The following is a 25,017-nucleotide window of genomic DNA, read 5'->3' as shown; positions in this document are numbered from 1 at the left end:
CTTTTGAGGTGAGGGTGGGGTAGGGGCTAGCGGCTGGCGGGCTCGGGAAGCCAGTACAGCACGACGCGGTTGTCGTCGGTGTAGTATTTGTTGGCTACGCGGCGGATGTCCTCCTTGGTGACGTCGAGGTAGCGCTGCGTCTCGGTGTTGATCAGGTTGGCGTCGCCGAGGAACATTTCATTGTCGGCGAGGCTTTCGGCGATGCCCGCTACGCTGCCGTAGCCGGAGATGGCATCCACTTCGATCTGGTTGCGGAGCTTCTCGAATTCCCGGTCGGAGATCAGCTCGGTCTTCATGCGGTTGATCTCGGCCTCGAACCCTTCCTCGAGGGGGGTGAGGTCGGCGGTGCCGGGGCGGGCCAGGGCAAAGGCGATTGCCAGTCCGGGATCCTGGTTGGCGGCCGGGAAGCTGCCCACCTGTACGGCGAGCTCCTGATCGTCGACCAGCGACTTGTTCAGCCGGCTGCTCTGCCCCTGGCTCAGCACCTGGTTCATCATGCTGATGGCGTAGTAGTCGGGGTTGGTACGCTCCACGGTCCGGTAGCCCATGATGAGAGCGGGCAGCGGTACCTTGTCGTAAACGGTATCGCGTACCTCACCGCCGAGGGGGCCTTCCACCACGTCGATCCGGGGTGGCTCGGCTCCGCGGGGAATGTCGCTGAAGTACTTGTCGATGAGGGCCTTGGTCTCTTCGATGTCGATGTCGCCGGCGATGCTCAGGATGGCGTTATTGGGGACGTAGTAGGTCTTGTAGAACTTCTGGAAATCCTCCATCTGGGCGTTGTTGAGGTCTTCCATGTAGCCGATATTGGGATCCTTATAGGGGTGCTCCTTGAAGGCCCGCTTGTACAGTTCCATGGTGAGGGTGCCGTAGGGGCGGTTATCGTAGCTCTGGCGACGCTCCTCCTTGACTACTTCCCGCTGGGTTTCGACGCCCTCCATGAGTACGCGTGCGTGCAGCAGGCGTTCGCTCTCGATCCAGAGGCCGAGGGCCAACTGGTTGCTGGGCAGGATCTCGTAGTAGTAGGTCCGGTCGAGGCTGGTATTGGCGTTCAGGGCCCCGCCGGCGGCCTGTACGTAGTCGTCGATCTCCCCGCGGCCGAGGTTTTCGCTGCCCTCGAAGAGCAGGTGCTCGAAGAAGTGGGCGAAGCCGGTACGGCCCTCGAAGCTGTCCTTGCCACCGACCTCGTACATGATCGATACGGCCACGATGGGCGTGGAGGCGTCCTGGTGGAGCAGCACCTTGAGGCCGTTGTCCAGCTGATATTCGGTAAAATCGATTTCGGGGGCCTGGGCCAGGAGGCCGAGCGGCAGCCCGAGCAGGAAGAGCGGAAAGAGCTTCCGCAGGGTAGAGAGATGCATAAGGTGGTGGTTTTCCCGATAAACGGAAAAACCGGCCGATCGTTTGCCGCCGGGATCGGATTAAAGGGTCCGAACGTCTTTACGCCGGCGCTCGAGTTCCTGCTGAATAATGCAGCGGAGGCGCTTGCCCCGGTCGTGGCAGGAAAAGCGGCGGGTCACGTAGGAGATGGTTACCGCGAGCAGGGCCGCCAGGAACAGCAGCGCGGCCAGGGTGCCGTACACGACGGGGTGCCAGCCGAACAGACCGGCGGCGCAGGCAACGAACAACATCAGGGGGACGCAGGCCGACAGCCGGAAAATGGTACGCCGCAGCTGCCGCAGGCGCATGCTTTCCAGGCGCAGGCGGCGCAGCAGGTGGTGGAGTTCGTGGGTAGCGTAGGCGCTCGCCCCCCCCGTCAGGATGAGGAGAAAATCATCGTTACCCGCCCGTTCGAGGCGGGAAATCTGCCGGTTCCAGAAGCTGCTTGCCATGTATTAGGTTAAAATTATATACTGACCCGCCAGGTTCAAAGGATTGGTTTGACTTTTTAACTTTCAAACAGCCTTGTTTTTTGTAACACAATTTGTAATATTTGCAGGTCCCCACCACAAAGAGAACGTATGACCTCCGCTAAGGCCCGCGCGGCCCTTAAAAAGTACTTTGGCTACGCTGATTTCCGGCCCCTGCAGCTGTCGATCATCGAGCACGTGTACGACGGGCAGGACGGCATCGTGCTCATGCCCACCGGCGGCGGCAAGTCGATGTGCTTTCAGATCCCCGCGGTAACCATGACCGGAACGGCCGTGGTCGTCAGCCCCCTCATCTCCCTCATGAAGGACCAGGTGGACGGCCTCAATGCCGTGGGTATCCGGGCGGCCTACCTCAACAGCAGCCAGCGCGGCACGGAGAGTCACGGCGTGGAGCAGGCCTACGAGAACGGCGAACTGCACCTGCTGTACGTGAGCCCCGAGAAACTGCTGTCCCCCGGTTTCTTCACCTTCCTCAGGCGCCGGCGGGTATGCCTGTTCGCCATCGACGAGGCCCACTGTATCTCGGCCTGGGGGCACGATTTCCGCCCGGAGTATACCCAGCTGCGCCAACTCAAAACGGCCTTTCCGAAGGTGCCCGTCCTGGCCCTGACGGCTACCGCCGACCGCCTGACCCGCCGCGACATGGCCGCCCAACTGGGCATCCCCGACGCCCAGCAGTTTATCGCCTCCTTCAACCGGCCCAACTTGAGCCTGGAGGTGCGTCCAGGCCAGAAACGCCGCGAACAGATCGTCCGCTTCATCCGGGAGCGGCCCAACCAGGCCGGCATCGTCTACTGCCTCAGCCGCAAACAGACCGAGCAACTGGCCGAGAAACTCCGTGAGGCCGGCTACAACGCCGAAGCCTACCACGCGGGCCTGTCCGCCGACCGGCGCGCGGAGGTGCAGGGCGACTTCATCAACGACAAAACGCTCATCGTCTGCGCCACCATCGCCTTCGGCATGGGCATCGACAAGAGCAACGTGCGCTGGGTGATTCACTACACCATGCCCAAGAACCTGGAGAACTACTACCAGGAGATCGGTCGGGCGGGCCGCGACGGGGCCAAGGCGGATACTCTCCTGTTTTACTCGTATAACGATTATACCACCCTCAAGGACATGATCTCCGGGGGCGGCAATACGGAGATCCAGCTGGCCAAACTGGAGCGCATGAAGGAGTACGCCGAGAGCTTGGCCTGCCGCCGGCGCATCTTGCTGAACTACTTCAGCGAAGACCACGGCGACAACTGCGGAAACTGCGACGTATGCGCCAATCCGCCCGAACGGTTCGACGGTACCGTCCTTGCCCAGAAGGCACTCAGTGCCGTGGCCCGCCTCCAGCAGTCGGTCGGTATCGGGATGGCCATCGATGTGTTACGGGGCTCCAGCCGGCAGGACATCCGCAAGCAGGGCTACGACCAGGTAAAAACCTACGGGGCCGGTCGCGATCTGTCCACCTACGACTGGAACCAGTACTTCAACCAGCTGATCAGCCTCGGCTACCTGTACGTGGCGCACGAAGACTACAACAAGCTGCGGCTCGCCCCGGCCGCGCGGCGGGTGCTGTTCGAAAACGAGAAAGTGGAGCTCGTCAAGTTCCAGACGATCCGCGACCGGAAGAAGCAGGAAGACGCCAATACGGCCAAGCGGGCCTCCGCCCCCCGCAGCCGCGGCAGCCTGTTCGAGGCCCTGCGCGAGGTGCGGCGCGGGCTGGCCCGCGAGGCGGCCATCCCCCCGTATTTGATCTTTTCCGACAAGACCCTCGAGGAGATGGCCGCCGCCGCCCCCGCCAATCCCCGAGCACTGGCCCGCGTCAACGGGGTAGGAGAGGTGAAGCTGGCCCGCTTCGGCGATCACTTCCTGCAGGCCATCCGGGACTTCGCCGGCGACGATGCCGCTCCCGCTGCATCAGCTGCTCAGACCGGCGACCGGAAAGCGCGCCGCGCCCGGGACCGCGAACGCCACGGGGATACCCCCAGCCACCTGGTCACCTACGCCGCTCACCAGCAGGGGAGCGACGTGCGGGAGATCGCACGCGAGCGCGGCATCAAGACCGCTACGGTCTTTGCCCACCTCGTCCAGGCCTGCCGGGAGGGCAACGACCTGGCCATCGCCGACCTGCTCCCCGGCGCGACCATCGACTGGATCGACGAGGCCCGCCGCGCCGCGCCCGCGGATGCCGGCCGAAAGGACCTACTGGCGTACATTGCCGAACATCACCAGGAAGGGGTCGTCACCTACTACCACCTCGACCTGGTCGACGCGTACCGCAGCCTTCACCCCCTAAGTAACGCCTCATGAGCGATGCCGGCCACTACCTCTTCGTCTACGGAACCCTCCGCAGCGACATTCCCTCCAGTATGAGCAAGTTCCTGCGCCGCCGGGCGGCGCTGGTGGGCAAGGCCACGACCGCCGGCCACCTTATCGACCTGGGCGGGTACCCGGGATTCGTGCGGGGCAGCGGCAAGACCACCGGCGAACTGTACCGCATCAACGCCGACCAGGCCGAGGAAACCTGGCAGCTCCTCGATGCCTATGAGGGCGTTTCCGGCCTGGCCACGGAAGAGTACGGGAAGGTGGAGATCGACGTCCAGGTGGCCGGTGGCGGTAAATTCCGCGCCCGCACCTACGCCTACCAGCTGCCGCACGCCGGGAAGACCGAAATACCCCACGGCGATTACCCCCCCTTCTACCGCAATAATCCTGCCCACCGCAAATTCACCGGCAACGAGTGATACGAATCCTGCATACGGCAGACTGGCACCTGGGGCACCGTCTCTACGACCGCGACCGCACCCCCGAGCACCGCGGTGCGCTGAACTGGCTACTGAAGACGGTGGAAGCCGAAGCGGTGGACCTGTTGATCGTGGCGGGAGACGTTTTCGACGTTACCAATCCCTCTAACCAGGCGAAGGAACTCTACTACGACTTCCTGGCCCGCCTCGTGCGGACCGGTTGCGCCGCCGCCGTCATTGTGGGCGGTAACCACGACAGTCCCGGCTTGCTGGACGCCCCCCGGGGGCTGTTGCGGCAATTGCGGTTGCACGTAGTCGGTGCGGCCGGCGCTCCGGCGGGCGAGCGCGTCTTTTCCCTGGAATGCGGAACGGGCCAGGTGGTAGTGGCGGCCGTACCCTACCTGCGCGAGCGCGACCTGCGTACGTCCCAGTTCGGGGAGAGCAGCACCGACCGCCTCGACCGGCTCCGGGAGGGCATCCGGCAGCACTTTGTCGATATCGCGGCGGCCGCGGAAGAGCAGCGCGCCGACCCCAGTGCGCCCATCGTGGCCACGGGGCACCTTTTCGCGGCCGGTGCCACCGACAGCGAGGAGAAGAATTCGTACATCTACCAGGCCGACGAGCAAAACATCGCCGCCGCTCATTTTCCCAGCTGCTTCGACTACGTTGCCCTGGGCCACGTGCACCGCGCGCAACATGTAGGCACCTTCGATCATGTCCGGTACTCCGGTAGCCTGCTGCCGCTCACTTTCGTAGAGGGGCAGGCCGCCCGCAGCGTTTGCCTTGTCGAGCTCGGTCCGGCCGGCAGCCCGGTCGTCACCCGCAAGATCGGAGTGCCGACCCAGCGCACCCTCGTACGGCTGCACGCCCCACTGGAGGAGGTGAAGGCCGGACTGCAACACGCCGCGGCTGCGGCCACCGGGGAAGGCCTGCGCCCCTGGGCGGAGGTGCGCGTACGTACCGACGTGGCCATCCCGAATCTGCGCGAGAAACTCGACCGCGTGATCCGTGAAGCGCAGCCTACCTCCGACGGACGCCCGGCGGTAGAACTGCTGCGCATCAGTACCGAACGGCTCACCCCGCGCGCCGATGCCGGCGCTCCGGACGATATCCGCCAGCTCGATGAGTTGCTTCCTACCGACGTATTCGGACAGCTCTGCGCGCGGCAGGAGGTGACGGCCGCGGCGCGGGCGGACCTGGCGGCGGACTTTGCGGACCTCTACAGCTGGGTACAGGAACAGGAAGAGCTATGAGGATACTGCGGATCGGCATGCTGAACCTCAACTCGCTCAAGGGCGAGCATACCATTGACTTTACGGAACCCCCGCTTTCCGATAATCCGCTTTATGCCATCGTGGGGCCTACTGGCGCCGGCAAGACCACCATCCTCGATGCCATCACCCTGGCCCTCTACGGGCAGACGGAGCGGAACAAGAAGGAAACGGACCGCGTGGACGGCGTCAATTCGGTCATGTCGCACGGCACGGGCGAGTGCCGGGCCGAACTGGAATACGTAACGGCCACCGGGCGCTACCGCAGCGTTTGGCGCCGGCACCGCGCCCACCGCAAGCCCACGGGCAACCTGGTGGCCAGCCAGCACGAGATCAGCAAGTACGATCCCGCCACGGAGACCTTCGAGATACTGGCCACGAAGAAAAAGAAGGTGGCCCGCCGTACGGAGGAGATCGTCGGGCTAAACTACGAACGTTTTGTGCGTTCCGTGATGCTGACCCAGGGGGCGTTCGATCGCTTCCTCAAGTCGGATGCCGGCGATAAATCCGCCATCCTGGAGCAGATCACCGGCACGGAAATCTACCGGCAGCTGAGCGTGGGAGCCTTCCGCCGCCACAAGCTGGCGCAGGAAGCGCTGGATCGGGCCACCCAGGCCCTGGAAGATGCCCTGCCCCTGCCCGCCGAGGAGCGGCGGGCGCTCGACGCGGACCTGAGCGCGGCGGTAGCGGCCGTAGGCGAAGTCCGTACGGAGCTTACCCTGCGGAATGCTCAGCTGGGCCACTATACCACCGTGCAGCAGCTGGAAGCCCGCCAGGCGGCACTGGCCGAGCGGCTGCGATCGGCGACTGAAAACTGGGAGTCCCTTATCCCCGACCGGGAGCGGCTGCAGCACAGCGACGACCTGGAACCCCACCGTGCCGCCCTGAACCGGGAGCGGCAGCTCGCGACCGCCGTCACGGAAACCCGCCAGCAGCACGCTGGTACCCTCCGTGAACTGCAGGGGGTAGACGGGGAGGCCACCGCGGCGAACGCCCAACTGGACCGGCTACGGCAGCGCGAAGCCGACTTCCAGGCCAAAGCGCCCGAACGGGAACGCAAGCTCAACGCGGCCGAAGACCTGGAAAAACGCATTGGAACGCTGAACCACGACCGTGAGCGCGTTAGCCGGGAGTCCGCACGGCACCTGCGGAACCGCCAGCAAGTGGCACGGGAGGTCGCTGCTGCCGAACAGCAAATCGAAGATTTCCGACGGACCCTGGGCGGCCTCACTGCCGACGCGATCGAGGAACAGACGCGGACGCTGGAGGAAGGCATACCCGTTCGGGAAGCGAGGCTGCGGCAGGTGGAGAAGGCCCTGGACTACCACCGCCTCGACGAACGCCTGCGCGCCCGGAAAGCGGAAGCTGCCGGCCTCGAGGAAGAACTCAGCAAAGCGCGCCAAGCCCGCGAGCGGCTCGCCGGGGAACTGAAGCTGGCGGAAACGCAGGTCGACCTGCTACGTACGAAAGTGGAAAATGCCAAACTCCGGGCCAGCCTGGAAAGCCACCGCGGCCGACTGACGGACGGGGAGCCGTGTCCGCTCTGCGGTGCCGTACACCACCCGTACGCCGGCGGCGGATTGCCCGAAGGGGACGAAGCGGATGCCCTCATCCGCCAGCTTACCGGCGCCCAAAACCACCTCACCGACCGGGACAATGCCTACACCTCCGCCGGGCGCGGCGAACAGGACCTGGAACGGCGGACGTCCCTCGCGCGAAGTGCCGCCGCCGACCTCGCCGAGCAAATAACCGCCCTCGGCGACCCGCCGGCCCAACCGGCCGGTGAGCTGGAAACCGCCCGCGACGACCTGGGGCGGTCGCTTCCCGCCGACCGGGAACGGCTGGAGCAATTGCGCAAGCTACGGCCCCTGCTGCCCCGGCTGAGCGCCGCGGAAACAGAACTCGCCAACCTGCATAAGCAGGGAGAAAAACTGAACGCAGAGGTCGCCACCGCCGCGGGCGAACTAGCGACCCTGGACCGGCAGGTACGGGATACCACGGCCGAAAAGCAGGCGTTGATCGGCGAGCATAGCAGCGCCGAGTGCCGCCGGAAGTTCCGGGAACGCGAGGAGCAACTTCGCGAGGCCGCAGGTGCGGCGGAAGCCTCGATCCAGCAACTCCGTACCCGCCGGGCCTCGCTCGGGGAGCGTGAAAGTCTCCTGCGCGAACGGCTGACTGCCGCCGAGGGCGAGCTGACCGGGGTGCGCGCCGACCTCCAGGAGGCGCTGCTTCCCTTCGGCCTGGATTGTCCGTCCGCCCGCGGCCAGTTGCTGGACCCCGCCGAAACACAGGCGGTGCGGCAGCGAATCGATCTGGCCATCCGGGAGCGGGACACCGCCCGGGCCCTGGCGGCCCAGGTAAGCGACGAGCTGGATACGGCCCGTAGCCACCTCACGGGCCTCGAACCGGAAGCGGAGGTACGACGCCACGTCGAACGCCTGGGAGAAGAACAGGACGAGGCCAACCGGCGCATTGGAAAACTGGAAGAACTCGTCAAGCAGGACGACGCGCGCATCCAGAAACTGGAGGCGCTCAACGAGCAGCTGGGCGGACTGGAAAAAGAACGCGACCGCTGGGCCCGCCTGAACGACCTGATCGGATCGGCCGACGGGAAGAAGTTCCGCAGCTTCGCCCAGAGCATCACCCTGCAGCGGCTCGTGCGGCTGGGTAACGATCACCTGGCTACCATTAACCCCCGCTACCGGATGGTCTACGCGCCCCCTGCCCCCGGCGAGAAGGAGGAGCTGGAGCTGGAGATCATCGATACCTATATGAACGACAACCGCCGGACGATGTCGACCCTCAGTGGCGGCGAAAGCTTTCTCGTGAGCCTCGCACTGGCGCTGGCCCTGGCGGACCTGGCGGGCGGGCGGCAACTGATACAGTCCTTGTTCATCGACGAGGGTTTCGGTACCCTGGACGGCAAGACGCTCGATCAGGCCATGGCGACCCTGGAGCAGCTGCGCGCCCGGGGGAAAACCATCGGCATCATCAGTCACGTGCAGCAGCTGCGTGAGCGGATCCACTGCCAGATCCGGCTGGAGCCCGTGGGCGACGGATTCAGTCGAATCGAGCTAGCCACCTAAGCACCGCATCCTTGAAGGCCCGGGGCGCCTCGGCAAAGGCCACGTGGCCCACGCCCTCGAGGCTGAGAAATTCACCCCGCGGCAGTCGGGCGGCATATTCGCGCTGGTGAGGGTAGGGAATGATGGGGTCGCGGTCACCGGCGATCACCAGGGTGGGGGTGTGGATGTTCTCGATCTCGTCCAGGAGGTCCATATCGAGCAGGTAGCGGAACATGTGGCGTTGTCCGGCAACCGGGTGGCGGCGCACGTCCGGGAAGATGTCGCGCAGGGTGGGGTCAAGGGGAGGGTAGGCGAGCAGTCGTCGCCAGCGGCGGGCGTAGAAGATAGTGGCCAGTTTGAGGAAGAAGACGTGGCGCTGCAGGATCCACCAGCTCGTGTGGAACATCGCCCGCCGGATCAGTTCGCCCCGGGCCAAAAACTGCAGGACCGCCTCCAACCCCCTGGCCCGGCCGGTGACGAAGCCGCCGACGCTGACGACCGAGAGGACCCGCTCCGGAAACTTGGCGGCGTAGTTGAGGCAGGCGAAGCCGCCCAGGGAGTAGCCTACCAAGTGAAATTTTCCTTCGGGAAGGACATCGGTGACGGCGGCGCGCACCAGGTCGGCCAGAACATATTCGTCTAGGGTAGCGTCGGTGAAGGGGCCCGAATAGCTGCTGGGGTGGTGAAGGGGCAAGCTGACCGAGTACCAGCTGCGCTCCGCGGCGAGCTCGGGGTACATCCCCATTTCCCAGAAGCGTACGCTGGCCGTAAGCCCGTGGATCCACACGACCGGGGGGCGGGTGGCCGCGGGGTTGGGGTAGGAGAGGGTGGCGATGCGGTGGCCGGCGAGCGCGATAAAGGAGAGGCGGGGGTCGGTCATGGGCGCAAAGGGCGAACGAAAAGGGCGGCCGGGAGGTTAGACAAGGGCGGCGGTCGCCCAAGGCGGCCGCAAGGTAGGCTCTTAGTAGCTTACGCATATTACATCACCAAAATCAAGCAACCATGCAGGTTATCATCCACAAGTCATCCGAGCTGTCGGACGCCACCACCGAAGTTATCAACGAGAAGGTCAATAAGCTAGAAACCTACTACGACCGCATCGAGCGTGCCGAAGTATTCATCAAGGAGGATGACGGGAGTGCCGCCAACGGACACACCGTGGAAATTCGCCTGGCTATTCCCGGGAATGACCTCTTCGCCACCCATACCGACGAGAGCATCGAGCGGGCCACCGCCGAAGTGACCGAGGCCCTGCGCCGGCAGATTCGCAAGCACAAGAGCAAGCATACCAATCACGCCTGAGCGATCGTATCGCTACGGGGAAGGCCCGGCCGGATTCGGTCGGGCCTTTTTCGTGGGTAAAACCCGTAATATTGCCCCAAACTCCCGCCCCATGGCCGAAGCCCTCCGCGAAACCAATTTCACCTTCGACTCCCCGGCCGAGCTGTACCGCGGCAAGGTCCGCGACGTCTACCGCCGCGGCGACCGCCTGCTCATGGTGGCCAGCGACCGCATCAGTTCCTTCGACCACGTGCTGCCCCGCGCCATCCCGCACAAGGGGCAGATCCTGAACCAGATCGCCGCCCACTTTCTGGAGAGTACCCGCGACATCTGCCCCAACTGGCTGGAATCCAACCCCGACCCCAACGTGGCCGTAGGCAAGGCATGCCAACCCATCCCCATCGAGATGGTCATCCGCGGCTACCTGGTGGGCCACGGCTGGCGGGTGTACCGCGACGGCGGCCGCGAGCTCTGCGGCGTCACCCTCCCGGAGGGGATGCGCGAGGCCGACGCCTTTCCGGAACCCATCATCACGCCGGCGACCAAGGCCGAAGAGGGCCACGACGAGGACATCAGCCGGGAAGCCATCCTCGAGCGGGGCATCGTCGACGCCGTGACCTACGCTAAACTGGAGAACTTTACCCGCCGCCTCTTCGCGCGCGGTACGGCCATGGCGGCCGAGCGGGGGCTGATCCTGGTCGATACCAAGTACGAATTTGGCTTGCTGGACGGAGAGATCTACCTCATCGACGAGATCCACACCCCCGATTCCAGCCGCTACTTTTACGCCGAGGGCTACGCGCAGCGGCAGGAAAGGGGCGAACACCAAAAGCAACTCAGCAAGGAGTTCGTGCGCGAGTGGCTCATGGAGCACGACTTCCGCGGCCTGGACGGACAAACCATGCCGGAAATGCCCGATGAATTCGTCGACCGCGTCACCCAGCGCTACACCGAACTCTACGAGCGCATCACCGGTAAAACCTTCCAGCCCGCCGACACCTTTGACATCGAAGGCCGCATCCGCACTAATCTTGAATCGACCTCCTGGGCCACCAAGTAGTCCTAAGTCCCATGTCCCTACGTCCCGAGTCCCTTAGTCCCTAGTCTCCCACTCTTATGAAGATCATCTGCATCGGTCGCAACTACGCCGCCCACGCCGCCGAGCTCGGCAACGCCCGCCCGGATCAGCCCATCGTTTTTCTGAAGCCGGGCACAGCCATCCTGCCGAACAACAAGCCCTTCTTTTACCCCGAATTCAGTTCCGATATCCACTACGAAGTGGAGGTGGTAGTGAAGATCGCCAAGAACGGCCGCCACGTAGAACCAGAGTTCGCGAGGAACTACGTCGACAGCATCGGCCTGGGCCTCGACCTCACGGCCCGCGACCTGCAGCAGCGGTGCAAGGAGGAGGGGCACCCCTGGGAGATCGCCAAGGGCTTTGACGACTCGGCCCCGCTCTCCGCCGACTTCCTCTCCCCGGACGCGTTTTCCGACCTGAACGACATTGAATTCAGCCTCGAGAAGAACGGCACCGAGGTACAACACGGTCACAGCCGCAACATGATCTTTCCGATCACCGAGCTGATCTGCTACGTGAGCCAGTATTTCCGCCTCCAGAAGGGCGACCTGCTCTTCACCGGTACGCCGGAGGGGGTAGGGGCCCTGGCTCAGGGCGACGAGCTGGTAGGCTACCTGTTTTCGGCGGAGGGTAAGCGGGAGATGTTCCGGACCCGGGTGAAGTAGGAAGGGGCAGGGGGTGATGGATTAAAGGAATGATGGGTTGATTGCCCCTTTTCCGTTGGCGAGCGAGTAACACGAGCACCGCAACAAACCAACAACTCAAAGACTCAAGAATCAACAACTCACATAGAACTAACCCAATCCCCCAGGCGTTAATCACCATAAGGTCGGCATTCCCTCCGGAGTGTCGAGTCCCAACGGGGGCGTACCGGAATCGACAGGGAAGTAAGCTTTGTAGTAAGCATGCCGGAGCATGATTGGTTACTCCGTAAAAAATAACGATCTACCCTTTAGTTGGCACTCCCAGCTATGCTATGGCAGCCTAAACTCAGTTTAGCTGTCATTAATGTGCCGCGTGGTTGACGCCTGATACACACTGCGCCGCATATCATCACCCCCTCGGGCTGGCTGTTGACCCTGATCTGAGTCAATGGCGAGATTAAGGATCTAAGGCACCGAATGAGTGGGTTACCAGACTTACCCGGTGCTCGAAAATTCGATTGGTAAATAAGCATGTAGAAAGCTGCCTTGCGCTTTCGCTGGACGCGAGTTCGAATCTCGCCGCCTCCACAAAACCCCTCCGCGGTCTTCCCGCTGCGGACGGTCCTAAGCCCCGACGTTCTTGCGAACGCCGGGGCTTTTTTGTTTGGGGTTTAATCAAATACTAGCCCCATAACCAAGACGCCCCGGCACCAAAAACAGTACCGGGGCGTCCAATCCTCACAGAGCGTCGTCAGCGATTACCGCACCACCACCGGCCGCACCGCCGACTGCGTGCCGTCCGTAATGCGCAGGAAGTAGGTACCCGCGGGCAGGTCAGCGACCTGGGTTTCGACCCGCTGCGGACCGGCGGGCAGGTAGCCCTGCTGCAGCTGGCGGACCGGCCGGCCCGTGAGGTCGAACAGCACCACATCCACCCGCGCGGGGGCGGGGAGGAAGAAGGCCGCCCGCAGCGCCCCCGCCGTGGGGTTCGGACTCACCGTAAAGTTCAGGCGGGCTACCGCGGCGTCGTTGGTGGAGGTGGACAGCCGGCCCCCGTTGCGGTCGACCGCCTGGGACAGGTACACCCGGTACTCTCCGGGAGCGAGGTCGATATCGGTGGTGCTGCCGAAGGTCATTTCCTCGCCGTTGAAGTAGTCGTACCAGGTACCGGCCGTGGGTACCGCCCGCGTAGCGGTGGCACCGGTGACGCCGAAATTGCCGACGATCGCCGCCGCGCCGTCCTCACTGTCGAGGAACGCATACTTCACCTCCCCGGAAAAGTCCGACTCAGTAACCTCGCCGTGGAAGTACGCGTAATTGTTGCGGACGTACAGCAGGTCCGAGATCATCGCGTACACGTCCTGGCGGTCCGGCTGGTCGCGGTACTCCCAAACGATGGGCTTGGGCGCCGTCCGGCAGCTCTGATCCACCCGCCCGTCGGGGCAGTAGTTAATGGGGTAGTCGTAGCCCAGCTCCCCGAACTGCCAGAGCATCTTCGGTCCCGGCAGGGTGTAAAAGAAGGCACTGGCCAGCTCGACCCGGTCGAGGGCCGTGGACAGGTCCCGGGTGCTGTAGCCACCGGAGGCATTGCCGAACTCCAGGTTCTTATAGACCATGCGCTCCTCATCGTGACTCTCCATGTAGGCCACCAGGCTGGGCTGGTCAAAGCCCCGGTTTTCCGCCAGGACGCTCCCGAAGTTCGATCCGTTTCCGGTAGTATATCCCATGGCGGCTTCCAGGTAGGCATCGTGCAGGCCCTTGCCCGACCAGAAGTACATGCCCTGGCCGTACTGGGCCAGTTCATTCTCCTCCCGGATCTCGCCCAGGTGCTCCATGATCACGTGGGCATCCTCGGATACCGACCAGACGTGGTCCGCGTAGTCCTTGAGGATGGCTACCCGCGATGCGTCGTAGGCATTCCACGGGCCGACGTCGGTGGTGGTTTTCTGGGTGAAGCCCTTACTGAGGTCGAAGCGGAAGCCGTCGACGTGAAACTCCTCCAGCCAGTAGGCGAGGGTGGTCTTTACGTACTCCCGCGTCAGCGGACTCTCGTGGTTGAGGTCGTAGCCCACGTTGAAGGGGTGACGGGCAATCACGTTAGCGTAGGGGTTGTCGCTGCCGGGAATGTAGGCCTGGGCACCGGGCCACATGCGTACCAGCGGGCTCTCGCCGAAGGCGTGGTTGTACACTACGTCCAGGATTACCGCGATCCCGCGGGCGTGGGCGGCGTCGACGAATGCCTTCAGGCCCTCCGGCGCGCCGTAGTACTTGTCGAGCGCCATGTGGAAGCTCACGTTATAGCCCCAGCTGATGTTGCCCTCGAATTCACTTACGGGCAGCAGTTCGATGGCGTTCACGCCCAGTCGCGCCAGGTAGTCGATGGTGTCGGTCAGCGTCTGGTAATCGTGGGCGGCGATAAAGTCACGGATGAGCAGTTCGTAGATCACCAGTTCCTCGGCCTCCGGTGCCGCGAAGTCTTCGACCTGCCAGGCGTAGTCCGGCGCGTCGAGCCGCAGCCACGTCACGATGCCTTCGGCCTGCCGCGTGGGGTAGTCCGGAATGCCCGCAAAGGTGGCCGGGGCGATAAAGGGGTCGTCGTCGGGATCGAGCACCAGCGTGCTGTAGGGGTCCGCGTACCGGCCCTGGTCGTCGATCGCGTACTGGTAGAGCAGGTCGCTATCCGGGAGATCCCCGGCCTCGATCTTCAGCCAGAAGGAAGTATCGTTGGGCGAGCGGGTCATCCGGGAGGCCGCCACGGGCGTCCAGTCGTTGAAGTTGCCCACTACGAACACGTCGGATTTTCGCGGCGCGCGCAGGTGCAGCAGGATACCGCCGTCGGAAGTGCGGGTGGCTCCGGGCCGCGCGTCGTCCGGTACCTCCGCAACGGCCGGGTCACCGGTGATGAACGTAGCCGAGGTGTAGGCCGTATCTCCGCGGTAGACCGCCCGGAAGGTGTAGGTGGTCACGGGCGCCGCGGGCAGACTGACCTGCTCGGTGATGCTCTCGCCGGTGGCGGTAGTGATTACGGCATCGCCATTCAGTAGGGTTAGCTCGGCCGTCACGTAGGAGGATGCAGTTACCCTGGCGGTGGTGTTGGCCGTAGCCCTCACCAGGGAGGCTGCCGGGGACGTCCGTTCGATCATGAGTTGGCCGGTGACCCGGAAAGAATCGGCCGTTTCCCGTCCGTCGGCGGTAGCGATCACCTTGATCATGTGCTCTCCGGCCGTGGTCAGCCGTACGTCGTAAGCCAGGTCTCCGTCGGTGACGGTGGTCAGCAGGCTGTCGTTGTCGTAGAGGGAGAGGGTACTAGCCTCGGTGGCACCGGCGGTGACCGGCAGGGGCTTGCCCAGCGCGTAGGCCCGGTCGCCGGGGTCGCCCATCAGGTTGACGGCAAAGTCTGCGCCGCTGTTCACGTCCACGAAGATGTCGCCGCCGCCCTCGGTCTTACCCTGCAGGCCGCCGTCCCCGTTGCGGAAAACCAGGGCGATCTGCTGTATCTCCTCGCCCTCCGGGACACCGAAGTAGGCGCGCACGCTGGGGGTGAAGGTGTAGGTGTATTTATTTGGCTCGCCGTCGACGGGTGAAAGTTTCCACGCGTCGTTCGTTACGGCCCACTCCGTCTGTACGTACTGCCAGTCGCTGGGACCGGTACTGGCGGAAGTAATTACACCCGTGTGGAGGTAGACGTCGCAGTTGCAGTCTTCCAGTCCGCGCGAGCCCTCGCTGGCATCGAAGGTGATGGTCATTGGCTGGTTAGCCAGGGGCGCGGCGGGATCCGTACTAACGAGCTGGGCAAAGAGGGAGGTCGTGCTAAACAGCACGATAATAAAGAGTAAGGCGTTGTGCATGATCGAACATTAATGGGCGGCAAATATAAAACGCAAAAAGCCCCCCGGAATGGCTTCCGGAGGGCTTTGTCGGTGTGCGTGCCGAGGGCACTAATCGTTGTAGTCGTTGTCGCGCCGGTTGTTCCGGGGGCTGCGGCCACGTCCTTCGTAGCGGCCGTAGCTTTCGTAGTCTTTGTCGCCTCCGCGGTCGTAGCCACTGCCACGGTTGCCACGGTCGTAACGCGAGCCGCTGTCGCCGCCGCCGCGGTCGTAGCTGCCGCGTTCGTAGCCGCCACCGCCGCCACCGCCGCTGTAGCCGCCACGGTCGTAACCGCCGCCTCCACCGCCGCGTCCGCCACGGTCGTAGCCGCCGCCGCCGCCGCCGCGTCCGCCACGGTCATAGCCGCCGCCGCCGCCACCGCCTCCGCGGTAACCGCCGCCACCACCACCACGGTAGCCACCGCCGCCGCCACCGCCTCCGCGGTAACCGCCGCCGCCACCACCGCCGTAGCCGCCACCGCCGCCGCCACCACCGCCCTTGCGGTCGTTTTCTTTGACGACAATAGTGCGACCGTCGAGGTCGGTTTGGTCAAGCGCCTCAATGGCTGCCTGTGCTTCGTCGTCGTTCGGCATCTCAACGAAGCCGAATCCACGCGAACGACCGGTCTCCCGGTCAAGGATAATTTTTACCGACTCCACTTCACCATAGCTGGTAAAAGTGTTACGAAGCGTGTTTTCGTCGGTATCCCAGCTAAGCCGGGCCACAAATAAATTCATAATGAAAGAGAAAAGTGATAAAACAAATGGTCATGTTGAAGGCAGAGCACATTGGAGTTTGAAAGCAAAATCTCAGAAACGGTAGCCTACTTCAAAACCGTGAAATAATACGTTACAGTAACAACGTTGAACCGGAAAGTTCCGGCCTTTCGCAAAAATAACTCCGAAAAGGATGCAAAACCTAATTTTTTCGCTATTTATCGCCCTGATAATCACCGCCTGTCAGGCCGGTGAATCGTCTCCCTCCACCGCCGCCCTGGATGAAGACCTGACCCCCCTGCGGGCCCGTTTCGCCCCCGACCGGCGCACCGACCGCCTGGAGGTGACCGCCACGCCCCGGGGCGACAGCCTGATCCTGGAGGGCTACACCACGGTCCCCGCCGCCCTGCGGTCCCTGGATTCCCTGGCCGGTGCACGCGGCCGCACGCGCAACGCCGTTCGCCTGCTGGGGCAGCAGGACTCTTTCGGCCTCATCCGGGTTTCCGTGGCCAATCTGCGTACCACCCCCGGGCACTCCCAGGAACTGACCTCCCAGGCCCTGCTCGGTACCCCGGTGGAGCTGGTCGATCTCGAGGACGGCTGGTACCTGGTCCGCACCCCCGACCGCTACCTGGCCTGGCTGGAAACCGGCGCGATCACGCCGGTCAACCGGAGCCGGCTGGACGATTGGTTCGCGGAAGACCTCCGCACCTGCGTCCCCGCCGAGAGCGCGGTAACCCGGGAAGCCGGCGGGGAGGCCCTCGTTTCCGAACTCGTGGCCGGCGACCTCGTCCGCGCCACCGGGGCGGTCCGCGGCCGCTTCACCGAGGTGGGGTTGCCCGACGGCCGCAGCGGCTGGGTGCCTACGCAGGACCTGGAAAGCTACCGGGGGCTGGCCACGCCCGACACCGTCCAACCGGAGGAGGTGCTCGCTACGGCCTTCACCCAGGTAGGGCGGCCCTACCTGTGGGGCGGTACCAGTCCGAAGGCCATGGACTGCAGCGGCTTTACCAAAACCGCCTACTACCTGAACGGATACGTCATCCCGCGCGACGCGAGCCAGCAGGTGCGTGCCGGTACGGACGTACCCCTGGACGATGACTTCAGTAAGCTGCATCGCGGTGACCTGCTCTTCTTCGGCAGCTACCGCGACGACGGCAGCGAGCGCGTTACCCACGTGGGTTTTTACCTCGGTGACGGCCGCTTCCTCCATGCGGGGGCGGACAACGGCTACATTACCGAAAACTCCCTGATCGAGGGTGCCCCTGACTACGCGGCGCACCGGCGCAACAGCCTGCTGCGCGCCCGTCGCCTGAAGGAGGGTACGGAGGGCGTGGTGCCGATCGACAGCGCGTTCGCCGCGCTCTATACCAGGTCTTCGTCGCGGTAGGGCCGCCGCTCGAGTTCGCGGAGCTCCATCGGCTCGTCCTCGAGGTCGGGCAGGGGGGTGCCGCGGCTCGATTCCCGGGGGTGGGCGTCCTCGGGATCGGCCAGGGGGCCGTAGAGGCTCAGGGCCTGCATCACGACGCCAATGCCCCAGCCGAGGATCGGCCAGATCGCCCAGCCAATACTGCCCAGCGTGAACAGGTTGATCATGATGAAGAACCCGCACATCACCAGGTAGGTACGCAGGTGGCGGCGAAATTCGAGTTTCTTCTCGGGCAGGGTCTTTCGGTCGTAGTCGCGGCTCCTTTTTGCCATGGGGCGGGATTAGTCTAGTTCGGCGATGACGGTCTTGTTGCCCTTCACCTTCTGGCCGATACCTACCCGCAAGCGGGTGCCGAGGGGCAGGAAAAGGTCGACGCGGCTGCCGAATTTGATGAAGCCGAAATCTTCGCCCTGTACGACCTGCTGGCCAACCTCCAGGTAGTTCTTGATGCGTTTGGCCAGCGCGCCGGCGATCTGCCGGAGCAGGATCTCAGTTTCCCCCGTATCGATGACGACGGTGGTCCGCTCGTTCTCGGTGCTGCTCTTGGGGTGCCAGGCGACGAGGTACTTGCCCGGGTGATACTTATTGTACTTGACCAGCCCGCTAACCGGGTTGCGGTTGACGTGGACGTTGACGGGCGACATGAAGATGCTTACCTGCAGCCGGCGTTCCTTGAAGTACTCGTGCTCGTAGGCTTCCTCGATCACCACCACCTTACCGTCGGCGGGTGCGTACACGAGGTGGTCGGCCTCCTCGGGTACCATGCGCGTGGGATTGCGGAAAAACTGCAGAATGGTCACGAAAAAGAGCCCGGAAGCTACCGCCACGACGGGAAGCTGCACCGGTGCTTTCCAGTAGACCAGGATACAAATGCCGGTCAGGCCGACGAAGAGTAATGCCAACATCCGGCGACCTTCCGGATGTATTCTCATGGGTTTGCGCAAGACTGGGCGGTTTAGTAACGGCTTAAAGTTCGGTCTTTCGCCGTTATTGTTTTTCGGATAACGTAGGCGGTGGGTTAGAGTTGTGTGCGGGTCGCTCCGCTAATGACCAATAGTGGAACGCAAGGCGAGCATTTCCCGCCCGGTCCGGCTCACTTCCTCCACCATGGCGCGCAGGTGGTCCTCCGTGGTGAAGGCGTTGGTCAGGGTGCAGCGCAGGTAGAGGGAGCCGTCGATCGTGGTCTGTACGATGTACGTCTGCCCGGCCTCGGTCAGGCGGGCCCGGATCAGGCCGTTCAGCCCGTTGCGGGATTCCTCATCGAGGCTGGCGTGCCGGAAGCGAAAGCAGACTATATTCACGTCGGGGTGGGTGAACAGCTCCAGGTCGGGCGATTGCCGCACGAGGCGGGCCAGGGTTTCCCCGAGGTCACCGACGCGGGTGACGTAGTCGACGAACAGTTGCGGACCGTAGGTCGTCAGCAGCGTGAAGATGCGCAGGCTCAGCATTCGCTTGGTACATTCGAAGCTGCGGCGGGCGATATCGGACCAGCCGTCGTCGGCGGCGGCCAGCAGGTAGTCGGCGCGCTGCCGGAAGATCCGATAGGCGTCGGGACCGCGGCGGAAGAACAGGCCGGTGGTGATGGCCGGGGTCATGAGCATCTTGTGGAAGTCGAGCGCGAGGCTGTCGGCCCGCTCGAGGCCGTCTACGAGGTGCCGCCGGCCCGGGTCGAGGCGGATGGCGCCGCCGTGGGCCCCGTCGATGTGGAGCCACAGCCCGTGCCGCTCCGCGACGTCGGCGAGAGCGGAAATAGGGTCATAGGTGCCCGTGGCCGTGGTGCAGGCGCTGCCGACGATGGCTACGGGGGTGCGGCCGGCCGCGCGGGCGTCAGCGAGGATGCCGTCGATGACCTCGGTACGCATCCGCAGGTGGGCGTCGGTGGGGACATGTATGATACCCGCATCGCCCCAGCCCATAATCCGTACGGCACGCTCCACGCAGTAGTGGGCGTGCTCGTTGACGAGCAGGCAGGGGCGCACGGGCTCGCCGTGTACCGCCCGGGCGGCGAGGAGGGCCGTCAGGTTGGCCAGGCTGCCGCCGCTGGTCAGGAAGCCGCCGGCCGTGGGGGCCAGTTCCAGGAGCTCGGCGAAGCGCTCCACCACGACCCGCTCCATGGCCGTACCGGCGCGGCCCATCTCGAAGATGGCCATGCCGGTGTTGAGCAGGCTGGCGGCCACGTCGCTGAGGGCCGACAGGGGAGCGGGGGGCACCACTTGGTGGCCCAGGTACGCCGGGTGGTGAAGGTGAACGCTGTGGTCGATCACCTCGGCGAAGACGCGCTCCGGCGCGGGGCCGTCGGCGAGCAGCTGCCGGAAGTGTTCCAGGCTTTTGTCGGGGGTAGCGTAGGGATTGGCCGGCCGGCTTTCCACCCCTTCGAGGTAGTCGGCCAGCCGGTCGATGAGGGCATGCCCCAGTTGCCGGAACTCAGCCGGATCGTAGGCCCGCCGGAGCAGATCAGTAGGCAATCAATTTTACGTTTTAAATGTGAGATGTCAAATGTAAAATTTTAAATTTCACATTGAAAATTTAACCCCCCATCTCCTTGCGGCCAACGTCCAGGATCTTCTTCGTCTCAACGGCGTCGGCTCCCTGGGCGATGATGGCACGCCAGCCGTCGGTGCCGAATTTAATCTTGATGGGATCCATGCTGGTCGTTTGGCGGATCGATTGCGTGAGGCCGCAATATTGCTAAATAATCTTAGCATGGCCCACTGCCGTTGGGGAGAGGCACGTAAAATCCGTGCGCAGCCTACCTTTGCGGCGTGCAAACCCTCCATGCGGTTCTTCTGGGGCTGGCGGCCGCCGCGGGCGCTACCTTTTTCCCCGGCATGCTGAATATGACGAGCGTGAACGTCAGCCTCCGGGCGGGGCGCCGGGCGGGGTATCGCTTCGCGGCCGGCATGGCCACCGCCCTGCTCTTTCAGGCGGGGCTGGCCGTATTCTTTGCCGACTACCTGACCACCCACCCCTCCGTTCTCGGCAACCTGCGGCAGTGGGCGGTACCCGTCTTTCTGGTGCTGGCGGTCTTCTTCCTGCTAAAGGGCCTCCGCGCGCGCGTCGCCGAGGCGGCCCCCGGGGACCGGCCCTACCACGGCAGCCCCTTCCTGCGGGGGGTGGCGCTGGCCGTAATGAACCTGATGACCGTACCGTACTTCTTCACCATCAGCGGCTGGCTGCTCGCCAACGGTACGCTCACCGCCACCTCGGTGGCCCGGCTCGGCTTCTCCGTGGGCGCGGGCGCGGGTGCCCTGGTCATTTTCGGGGCGTACGCCCGCCTGGCCGAGTGGATGCAGCGAAAGGCCCTGTTCCTGACCCGCAACATCAACTTCCTGCTCGGAGGGCTCCTGGCCCTGCTGGCGCTCGTGCAGGGGGTGCGGTTGTACTGGTAAGGACGTCCCGGACCGGATCACCTAATTATAGTGGTGTTCCGAACCCCGGGGGGTACGGCAGGCATTGAGAGAGTATGACCGTCCCCGCCCCCCCGACGCCCGCGCGCTTTGCCCCCCATCGCGTTGCCGCACTGCGCGACCGCCTCCTAGCCTGGGGGCCTTCCACCTTCGCACACGGTGGCTTCCCCGAGCGGGAGTTCGACGCCCTGCGGCAGGAGGGCCTGCTGGCCGTCACCCTGCCCGGTGGCGTGCTGGCGCCCGAACGCAACAATACCGCGGGCCTGCTCCACCTGCTGCGGGAGATCGGCCACGGCAACCTCTCCGTAGGCCGCATCTACGAGGGGCACGTTAATGCGCTCCACCTGATCGGACTGTATGCTACCCCCCGGCAGCGCGAGCGTTGGTTCGCCGAGGCGCGCGACGGGCACCTCTTCAGCGTCTGGAATACCGAGATGAGCGACGGGATCCAGGTCCACGACGCCCCCGGCGGCCGCATCCGCCTGCAGGGCAGCAAAAGCTTTTGCAGCGGCTCCACCTGGGTGACGCGCCCCCTCATTACCGGTCGTCGGAAAACCGGTGACCTCAGCGGCTGGCAGATGGTGGTGGTGCCGCTCGACGAGCACGCCCCGGAGGTCGATACCTCGTTCTGGTCACCCGTAGGCATGCGCAACAGCGCCAGTCACAAGCTCGACTTTACGGGCATCGAATTGCCGGCCGACGACCTGCTCGGGCAGCCCGACGATTACAACCGGCAGCCCCACTTCAGCGGCGGGGCCATCCGTTTCGCTGCCGTGCAACTGGGCGGCGCGGCGGCTCTCCTGGGGGCCACCCGCGATTACCTGCGCGAACAGCAGCGGACAACCGATCCCTACCAGCGTACCCGCGTGGGGCAAATGGCCATCTTGGTCGAGAGCGGAAACCTCTGGCTCGACCGGGCGGGGGCGGTAGCCGACGGCGACGGTGACCCCGCGGCGACCGTCCACCACGCGAATATGGTCCGTACCGCGATCGCCGGCTACTGCGAGGAATGCCTCGCACTGGCGCAGCGGTGCGTGGGTTCCCGCGGGCTGCTGCCCCCGCACCCGCTAGCCGGCATGGTGGCCGACCTGAATATGTACCTTCGCCAACCCGCCCCCGACGCCTCCCTCGAGGCCGTCGGTAAAACCTTTCTCGATGGATCCGTCAACGACTGACGCCCGTACGCTCGCCGAGCGCAAGCAGGACCTCTACGCTTCCGCCCCCCTGCACCCCGCGGGCGACCTGGCGGCCTGGCAATCCACCGTGCTCTTCGCGCCCCACCCCGACGACGAAGCGCTGGGCTGCGGCGGGCTCATCCGGTTGCTGACCGGACGCGGACAGGTCCTCCGGATCGTCTTCGTCAGCGACGGAGGCATGTCGCATCCGCACTCCACCAAGTTTTCCCGCGCCGACCGGGTCGCCCTCCGCGAGGAGGAGGCCCGCGCCGCCTGCGGACACCTGGGGGTAGCGGCCGACCATATCCACTTTCTTCGGCTCCCCGACGGGGAAGTGCCCGGGGCGGGGCAGGAGGAGTTTGCCGAAGCCGTAGCCCGGGTCGCCGAACTGGTACGATCCTGGGCGGTGGACACTTTCGTGGTGCCCTGGCGCCGCGACGTGCATGAGGATCACCTGGCCACCTGGGACATTTGCCGCGCCGTGGCCGATCAGGCGTCCGACGGGCTACGCTGGGTAGAGTACCCGGTATGGATGTGGCAGACGGGCAACCAGGTAGACCTGCCCCGGGCAGGGGAAATGATTCCCTGGGCACTGGACGTCGCGGACCTCCTGACCCGGAAGGAGGAAGCCATCCGCCTCCACGCCTCCCAGTGGAACGGGCGGATCGACGACGATCCAAGCGGCTTCCAGTTGCCCGACGAGATGATCGGCCTGTTTCTCCGTCCGCGGGAGATCTACCTCGAACCGGCCGACAAACGGGAGCGCAGCCTGGATAGCGGCTACTTCGACGCGGTGTACGCCGCGGCCGACGACCCCTGGCAGTTCGAAACCAGCGACTACGAACGCAACAAATACGACGCCACCCTGGCCGCCTTGCCCGAGGAGCGCTACAATAGTGCCCTGGAGATCGGTTGCTCCATCGGCGTCCTCACCGCGCGGTTGGCCACCCGCTGCGACCGGCTGCTCGCGGTCGACATCAGCGACGCGGCCCTGGCCCGGGCCCGGGCCAGGGTGCCGGATTCCAGGGTCACCTTCCGACGCATGGAACTGCCGGGGGAGTTTCCCGACGAGCGGTTCGACCTGGTCGTTATCTCCGAGGTCGGTTACTACTGGAGCTACGCCGACCTGGAGCGGGCCATCGACCGCATTCAGCAGGCGACGCGGCCGGGAGGAACCCTCGTGCTGGTCCACTACACGCCATACGTGCCCGACTACCCCCTGACCGGCGACGAGGTACACGAGGCCTTCAGCCGGAAGCTGGAAGGCTTTCACCGGGTGCACCAGTCGCGGGCAGCGCGGTACCGAATGGACGTGTGGAAGAAGAAAGGTTCCCCCAGACCGACCGCGTAAACCACCGCAGGTCGCGGATCGCCTCGTCGAAGGGCGTATCGGAGAAACCGGGGGTGCGCTCCAGCAGCTGGCGGATTTCCTGGTACAGGCTTCCGAAAGTGGGGGCGGTACGAATACGCCGTTCCAGGTCGCCCGGCGGGAGCTGCAGGTAATTGCGCAGCTCGGCGAGGGCCGGCAGTCCGCTACCCCGGCGCCGCTGGAAGGCACTGCGCAACGCCACCTTCCACTTGAACAGCCAGATGCAGTGCTGGAGGCCGAACACCACCGGCTTGCGGTTTTCTTCCTCCATGCGGGTCCATTCCTCCAGCGTATGACTGAAGGCCACCCCCTCCACGCGATCGCTGTCGCGGTCGGAGGTGTACACCCTCACGGCCGGGTCGTGGACGAACCGGACATCGACCCGCTCCAGGGCCCAGGCGAAGGCGGCGTCCTCGATACACCGGACGGGGGGCATGCCCCCGCAGGCCAGGTAGGCCGCCGCGTCTACGGCCAGGCTGGGCCCGTAGTGCTGAAAGTGCCGCGGCCAGGGGTCTTCCAGGTCGGGGTCGATCATGGATTCCAGGAGCATTTGCAGGGTACGGTAGGTGACGTCCTGTAAATGGATCTTGCGGTAGCCGGTCCGGTCCCCCCGCGGTACGATGATGCGCCCCCCCACGGCGCGGGCACCCAGGTCGAAGGCCCGCAAGGTGGCGGCTACCCACTGCCGGTCGACGCGGGTATCGGCGTCCGTCATGGCGATGATGCCATTGGACGGGAGGCGGCGGGCGGCCTCGTCCATCATCAGCTTCCGCGCCATTCCGACGGAGGCGATCTCCCGGGGCAGCGCAACTTCGCAGACGTGGAGCTGGAAGTAGGGGTGCCGCGCAGCAAAGTCGCGCGCTACGTCCGCGGTGGCGTCGCTACAATTATTCGCCAAAAGGATGACCTCGTAGCACGATGGATCTACCGGGCGGCCGCTGAAGTCCTCCTGTTTGTAGAGAGCCTGCAGGGTGTCCGTAATGTAGTCGGCCTCGTCCTTGGCGGGTACCGTAACGCAGAGCCGGCACCGGGGGTGGGGCGGGGCAGCGAGGGTCAGCGTCAGAGAAGGCGGGGGAAGATCAGTCAAGGGTATCGTTTCCCCCCTAACC

20 protein-coding genes and 1 other RNA gene are annotated in these 25,017 nt (G+C 64.7%); 12 read left to right on the top strand and 9 right to left on the bottom strand.

Annotated elements, in window-relative coordinates:
- Window positions 1-26: 26 nt before the first annotated feature.
- Together DQG19_RS12260 and DQG19_RS12255 are read right to left on the bottom strand one after the other, a co-directional pair.
- Window positions 27-1,361, bottom strand: coding sequence for a M16 family metallopeptidase (locus DQG19_RS12260; protein ID WP_116126558.1), 1,335 nt, complete (start codon window positions 1,359-1,361; stop codon window positions 27-29).
- A gap of 60 nt (window positions 1,362-1,421) precedes the next feature.
- The gene (locus DQG19_RS12255) at window positions 1,422-1,832 is read right to left on the bottom strand and encodes a hypothetical protein (RefSeq protein WP_116126557.1); all 411 of its coding nucleotides are present in this window, start codon (window positions 1,830-1,832) and stop codon (window positions 1,422-1,424) included.
- 129 nt (window positions 1,833-1,961) lie between these two features.
- Between DQG19_RS12255 and recQ the strand changes: the two genes are divergently transcribed.
- The 4 genes from recQ to DQG19_RS12235 are packed head-to-tail and all read left to right on the top strand — an operon-like array spanning window position 1,962 to window position 8,963.
- Window positions 1,962-4,172 (top strand): DNA helicase RecQ, encoded by a 2,211-nt coding sequence (gene recQ / locus DQG19_RS12250; protein WP_116126556.1) that lies wholly within the window; start codon window positions 1,962-1,964, stop codon window positions 4,170-4,172.
- Window positions 4,169-4,606: a gamma-glutamylcyclotransferase gene (locus DQG19_RS12245; RefSeq protein ID WP_116126555.1), complete on the top strand. Its 438-nt coding sequence runs from the start codon at window positions 4,169-4,171 to the stop codon at window positions 4,604-4,606. The genes recQ and DQG19_RS12245 overlap by 4 nt, the downstream gene beginning before the upstream one ends.
- The gene (locus DQG19_RS12240; protein WP_116126554.1) at window positions 4,603-5,859 is read left to right on the top strand and encodes an exonuclease SbcCD subunit D C-terminal domain-containing protein; all 1,257 of its coding nucleotides are present in this window, start codon (window positions 4,603-4,605) and stop codon (window positions 5,857-5,859) included. The genes DQG19_RS12245 and DQG19_RS12240 overlap by 4 nt, the downstream gene beginning before the upstream one ends.
- The gene (locus tag DQG19_RS12235; protein WP_116126553.1) at window positions 5,856-8,963 is read left to right on the top strand and encodes an AAA family ATPase; all 3,108 of its coding nucleotides are present in this window, start codon (window positions 5,856-5,858) and stop codon (window positions 8,961-8,963) included. The genes DQG19_RS12240 and DQG19_RS12235 overlap by 4 nt, the downstream gene beginning before the upstream one ends.
- Here DQG19_RS12235 and DQG19_RS12230 read toward each other — a convergent pair.
- Window positions 8,938-9,822, bottom strand: a complete 885-nt coding sequence (locus tag DQG19_RS12230; protein ID WP_116126552.1) for an alpha/beta fold hydrolase — start codon at window positions 9,820-9,822, stop codon at window positions 8,938-8,940. The two genes, DQG19_RS12235 and DQG19_RS12230, sit on opposite strands and share 26 nt — an antisense overlap.
- A 122-nt stretch (window positions 9,823-9,944) precedes the next feature.
- On the opposite strand from DQG19_RS12230, the gene hpf reads away from it, so the two are divergent.
- The 4 genes from hpf (at window position 9,945) to ssrA (ending at window position 12,536) form a co-directional block, all read left to right on the top strand.
- The gene (gene hpf / locus DQG19_RS12225; RefSeq protein WP_116126551.1) at window positions 9,945-10,244 is read left to right on the top strand and encodes a ribosome hibernation-promoting factor, HPF/YfiA family; all 300 of its coding nucleotides are present in this window, start codon (window positions 9,945-9,947) and stop codon (window positions 10,242-10,244) included.
- Between the two features lie 91 nt (window positions 10,245-10,335).
- Window positions 10,336-11,283, top strand: a complete 948-nt coding sequence (locus DQG19_RS12220) for a phosphoribosylaminoimidazolesuccinocarboxamide synthase (protein WP_116126550.1) — start codon at window positions 10,336-10,338, stop codon at window positions 11,281-11,283.
- A gap of 56 nt (window positions 11,284-11,339) precedes the next feature.
- Complete coding sequence (locus DQG19_RS12215; RefSeq protein WP_116126549.1) at window positions 11,340-11,966, top strand: fumarylacetoacetate hydrolase family protein; 627 nt, start codon at window positions 11,340-11,342, stop codon at window positions 11,964-11,966.
- Window positions 11,967-12,162: 196 nt separating this feature from the next.
- Window positions 12,163-12,536: a transfer-messenger RNA gene (gene ssrA / locus DQG19_RS12210) on the top strand.
- A 167-nt stretch (window positions 12,537-12,703) separates the two neighbouring features.
- On the opposite strand, the gene DQG19_RS12205 is transcribed toward ssrA, so the two are convergent.
- Both DQG19_RS12205 and DQG19_RS12200 read right to left on the bottom strand, forming a co-directional pair.
- Complete coding sequence (locus DQG19_RS12205; protein ID WP_116126548.1) at window positions 12,704-15,793, bottom strand: alpha-amylase family glycosyl hydrolase; 3,090 nt, start codon at window positions 15,791-15,793, stop codon at window positions 12,704-12,706.
- A 90-nt stretch (window positions 15,794-15,883) separates the two neighbouring features.
- Window positions 15,884-16,549: an RNA recognition motif domain-containing protein gene (locus tag DQG19_RS12200; protein WP_116126547.1), complete on the bottom strand. Its 666-nt coding sequence runs from the start codon at window positions 16,547-16,549 to the stop codon at window positions 15,884-15,886.
- 172 nt (window positions 16,550-16,721) lie between these two features.
- Between DQG19_RS12200 and DQG19_RS12195 the strand changes: the two genes are divergently transcribed.
- Window positions 16,722-17,918 carry a C40 family peptidase gene (locus DQG19_RS12195; protein WP_116126546.1) on the top strand — a complete coding sequence of 399 codons (1,197 nt, stop codon included), beginning with the start codon at window positions 16,722-16,724 and terminating at the stop codon, window positions 17,916-17,918.
- Here DQG19_RS12195 and DQG19_RS12190 read toward each other — a convergent pair.
- From DQG19_RS12190 to DQG19_RS12180, 3 genes are all read right to left on the bottom strand, one after another.
- Window positions 17,894-18,229 (bottom strand): 2TM domain-containing protein, encoded by a 336-nt coding sequence (locus DQG19_RS12190; RefSeq protein ID WP_116126545.1) that lies wholly within the window; start codon window positions 18,227-18,229, stop codon window positions 17,894-17,896. The two genes, DQG19_RS12195 and DQG19_RS12190, sit on opposite strands and share 25 nt — an antisense overlap.
- A gap of 9 nt (window positions 18,230-18,238) precedes the next feature.
- Window positions 18,239-18,889 carry a phosphatidylserine decarboxylase family protein gene (locus tag DQG19_RS12185; protein ID WP_116126828.1) on the bottom strand — a complete coding sequence of 217 codons (651 nt, stop codon included), beginning with the start codon at window positions 18,887-18,889 and terminating at the stop codon, window positions 18,239-18,241.
- Between the two features lie 111 nt (window positions 18,890-19,000).
- Entirely contained in the window at window positions 19,001-20,422 is a 1,422-nt protein-coding gene (locus DQG19_RS12180) for a pyridoxal phosphate-dependent decarboxylase family protein (RefSeq protein WP_116126544.1), read from the bottom strand.
- Between the two features lie 297 nt (window positions 20,423-20,719).
- On the opposite strand from DQG19_RS12180, the gene DQG19_RS12175 reads away from it, so the two are divergent.
- From DQG19_RS12175 to DQG19_RS12165, 3 genes are all read left to right on the top strand, one after another.
- Window positions 20,720-21,346: a LysE family transporter gene (locus tag DQG19_RS12175; RefSeq protein WP_116126543.1), complete on the top strand. Its 627-nt coding sequence runs from the start codon at window positions 20,720-20,722 to the stop codon at window positions 21,344-21,346.
- Between the two features lie 74 nt (window positions 21,347-21,420).
- Window positions 21,421-22,539: an acyl-CoA dehydrogenase family protein gene (locus DQG19_RS12170; protein ID WP_116126542.1), complete on the top strand. Its 1,119-nt coding sequence runs from the start codon at window positions 21,421-21,423 to the stop codon at window positions 22,537-22,539.
- Window positions 22,520-23,890 (top strand): bifunctional PIG-L family deacetylase/class I SAM-dependent methyltransferase, encoded by a 1,371-nt coding sequence (locus DQG19_RS12165; protein ID WP_116126541.1) that lies wholly within the window; start codon window positions 22,520-22,522, stop codon window positions 23,888-23,890. Before DQG19_RS12170 ends, DQG19_RS12165 begins: the two co-directional genes overlap by 20 nt.
- Here DQG19_RS12165 and DQG19_RS12160 read toward each other — a convergent pair.
- On the bottom strand, window positions 23,787-24,995 hold the full coding sequence (locus DQG19_RS12160; protein ID WP_157974479.1) for a glycosyltransferase: 1,209 nt from the start codon (window positions 24,993-24,995) through the stop codon (window positions 23,787-23,789). The two genes, DQG19_RS12165 and DQG19_RS12160, sit on opposite strands and share 104 nt — an antisense overlap.
- Window positions 24,996-25,017 lie beyond the last annotated feature (22 nt).

The sequence above is a fragment of the Lewinella sp. IMCC34183 genome, assembly GCF_003390915.1.
GTDB lineage: Bacteria > Bacteroidota > Bacteroidia > Chitinophagales > Saprospiraceae > Neolewinella.
The sequence above is the reverse complement of the archived record's forward strand: the minus strand, read 5'-3'. Positions and strand labels throughout refer to the sequence as shown.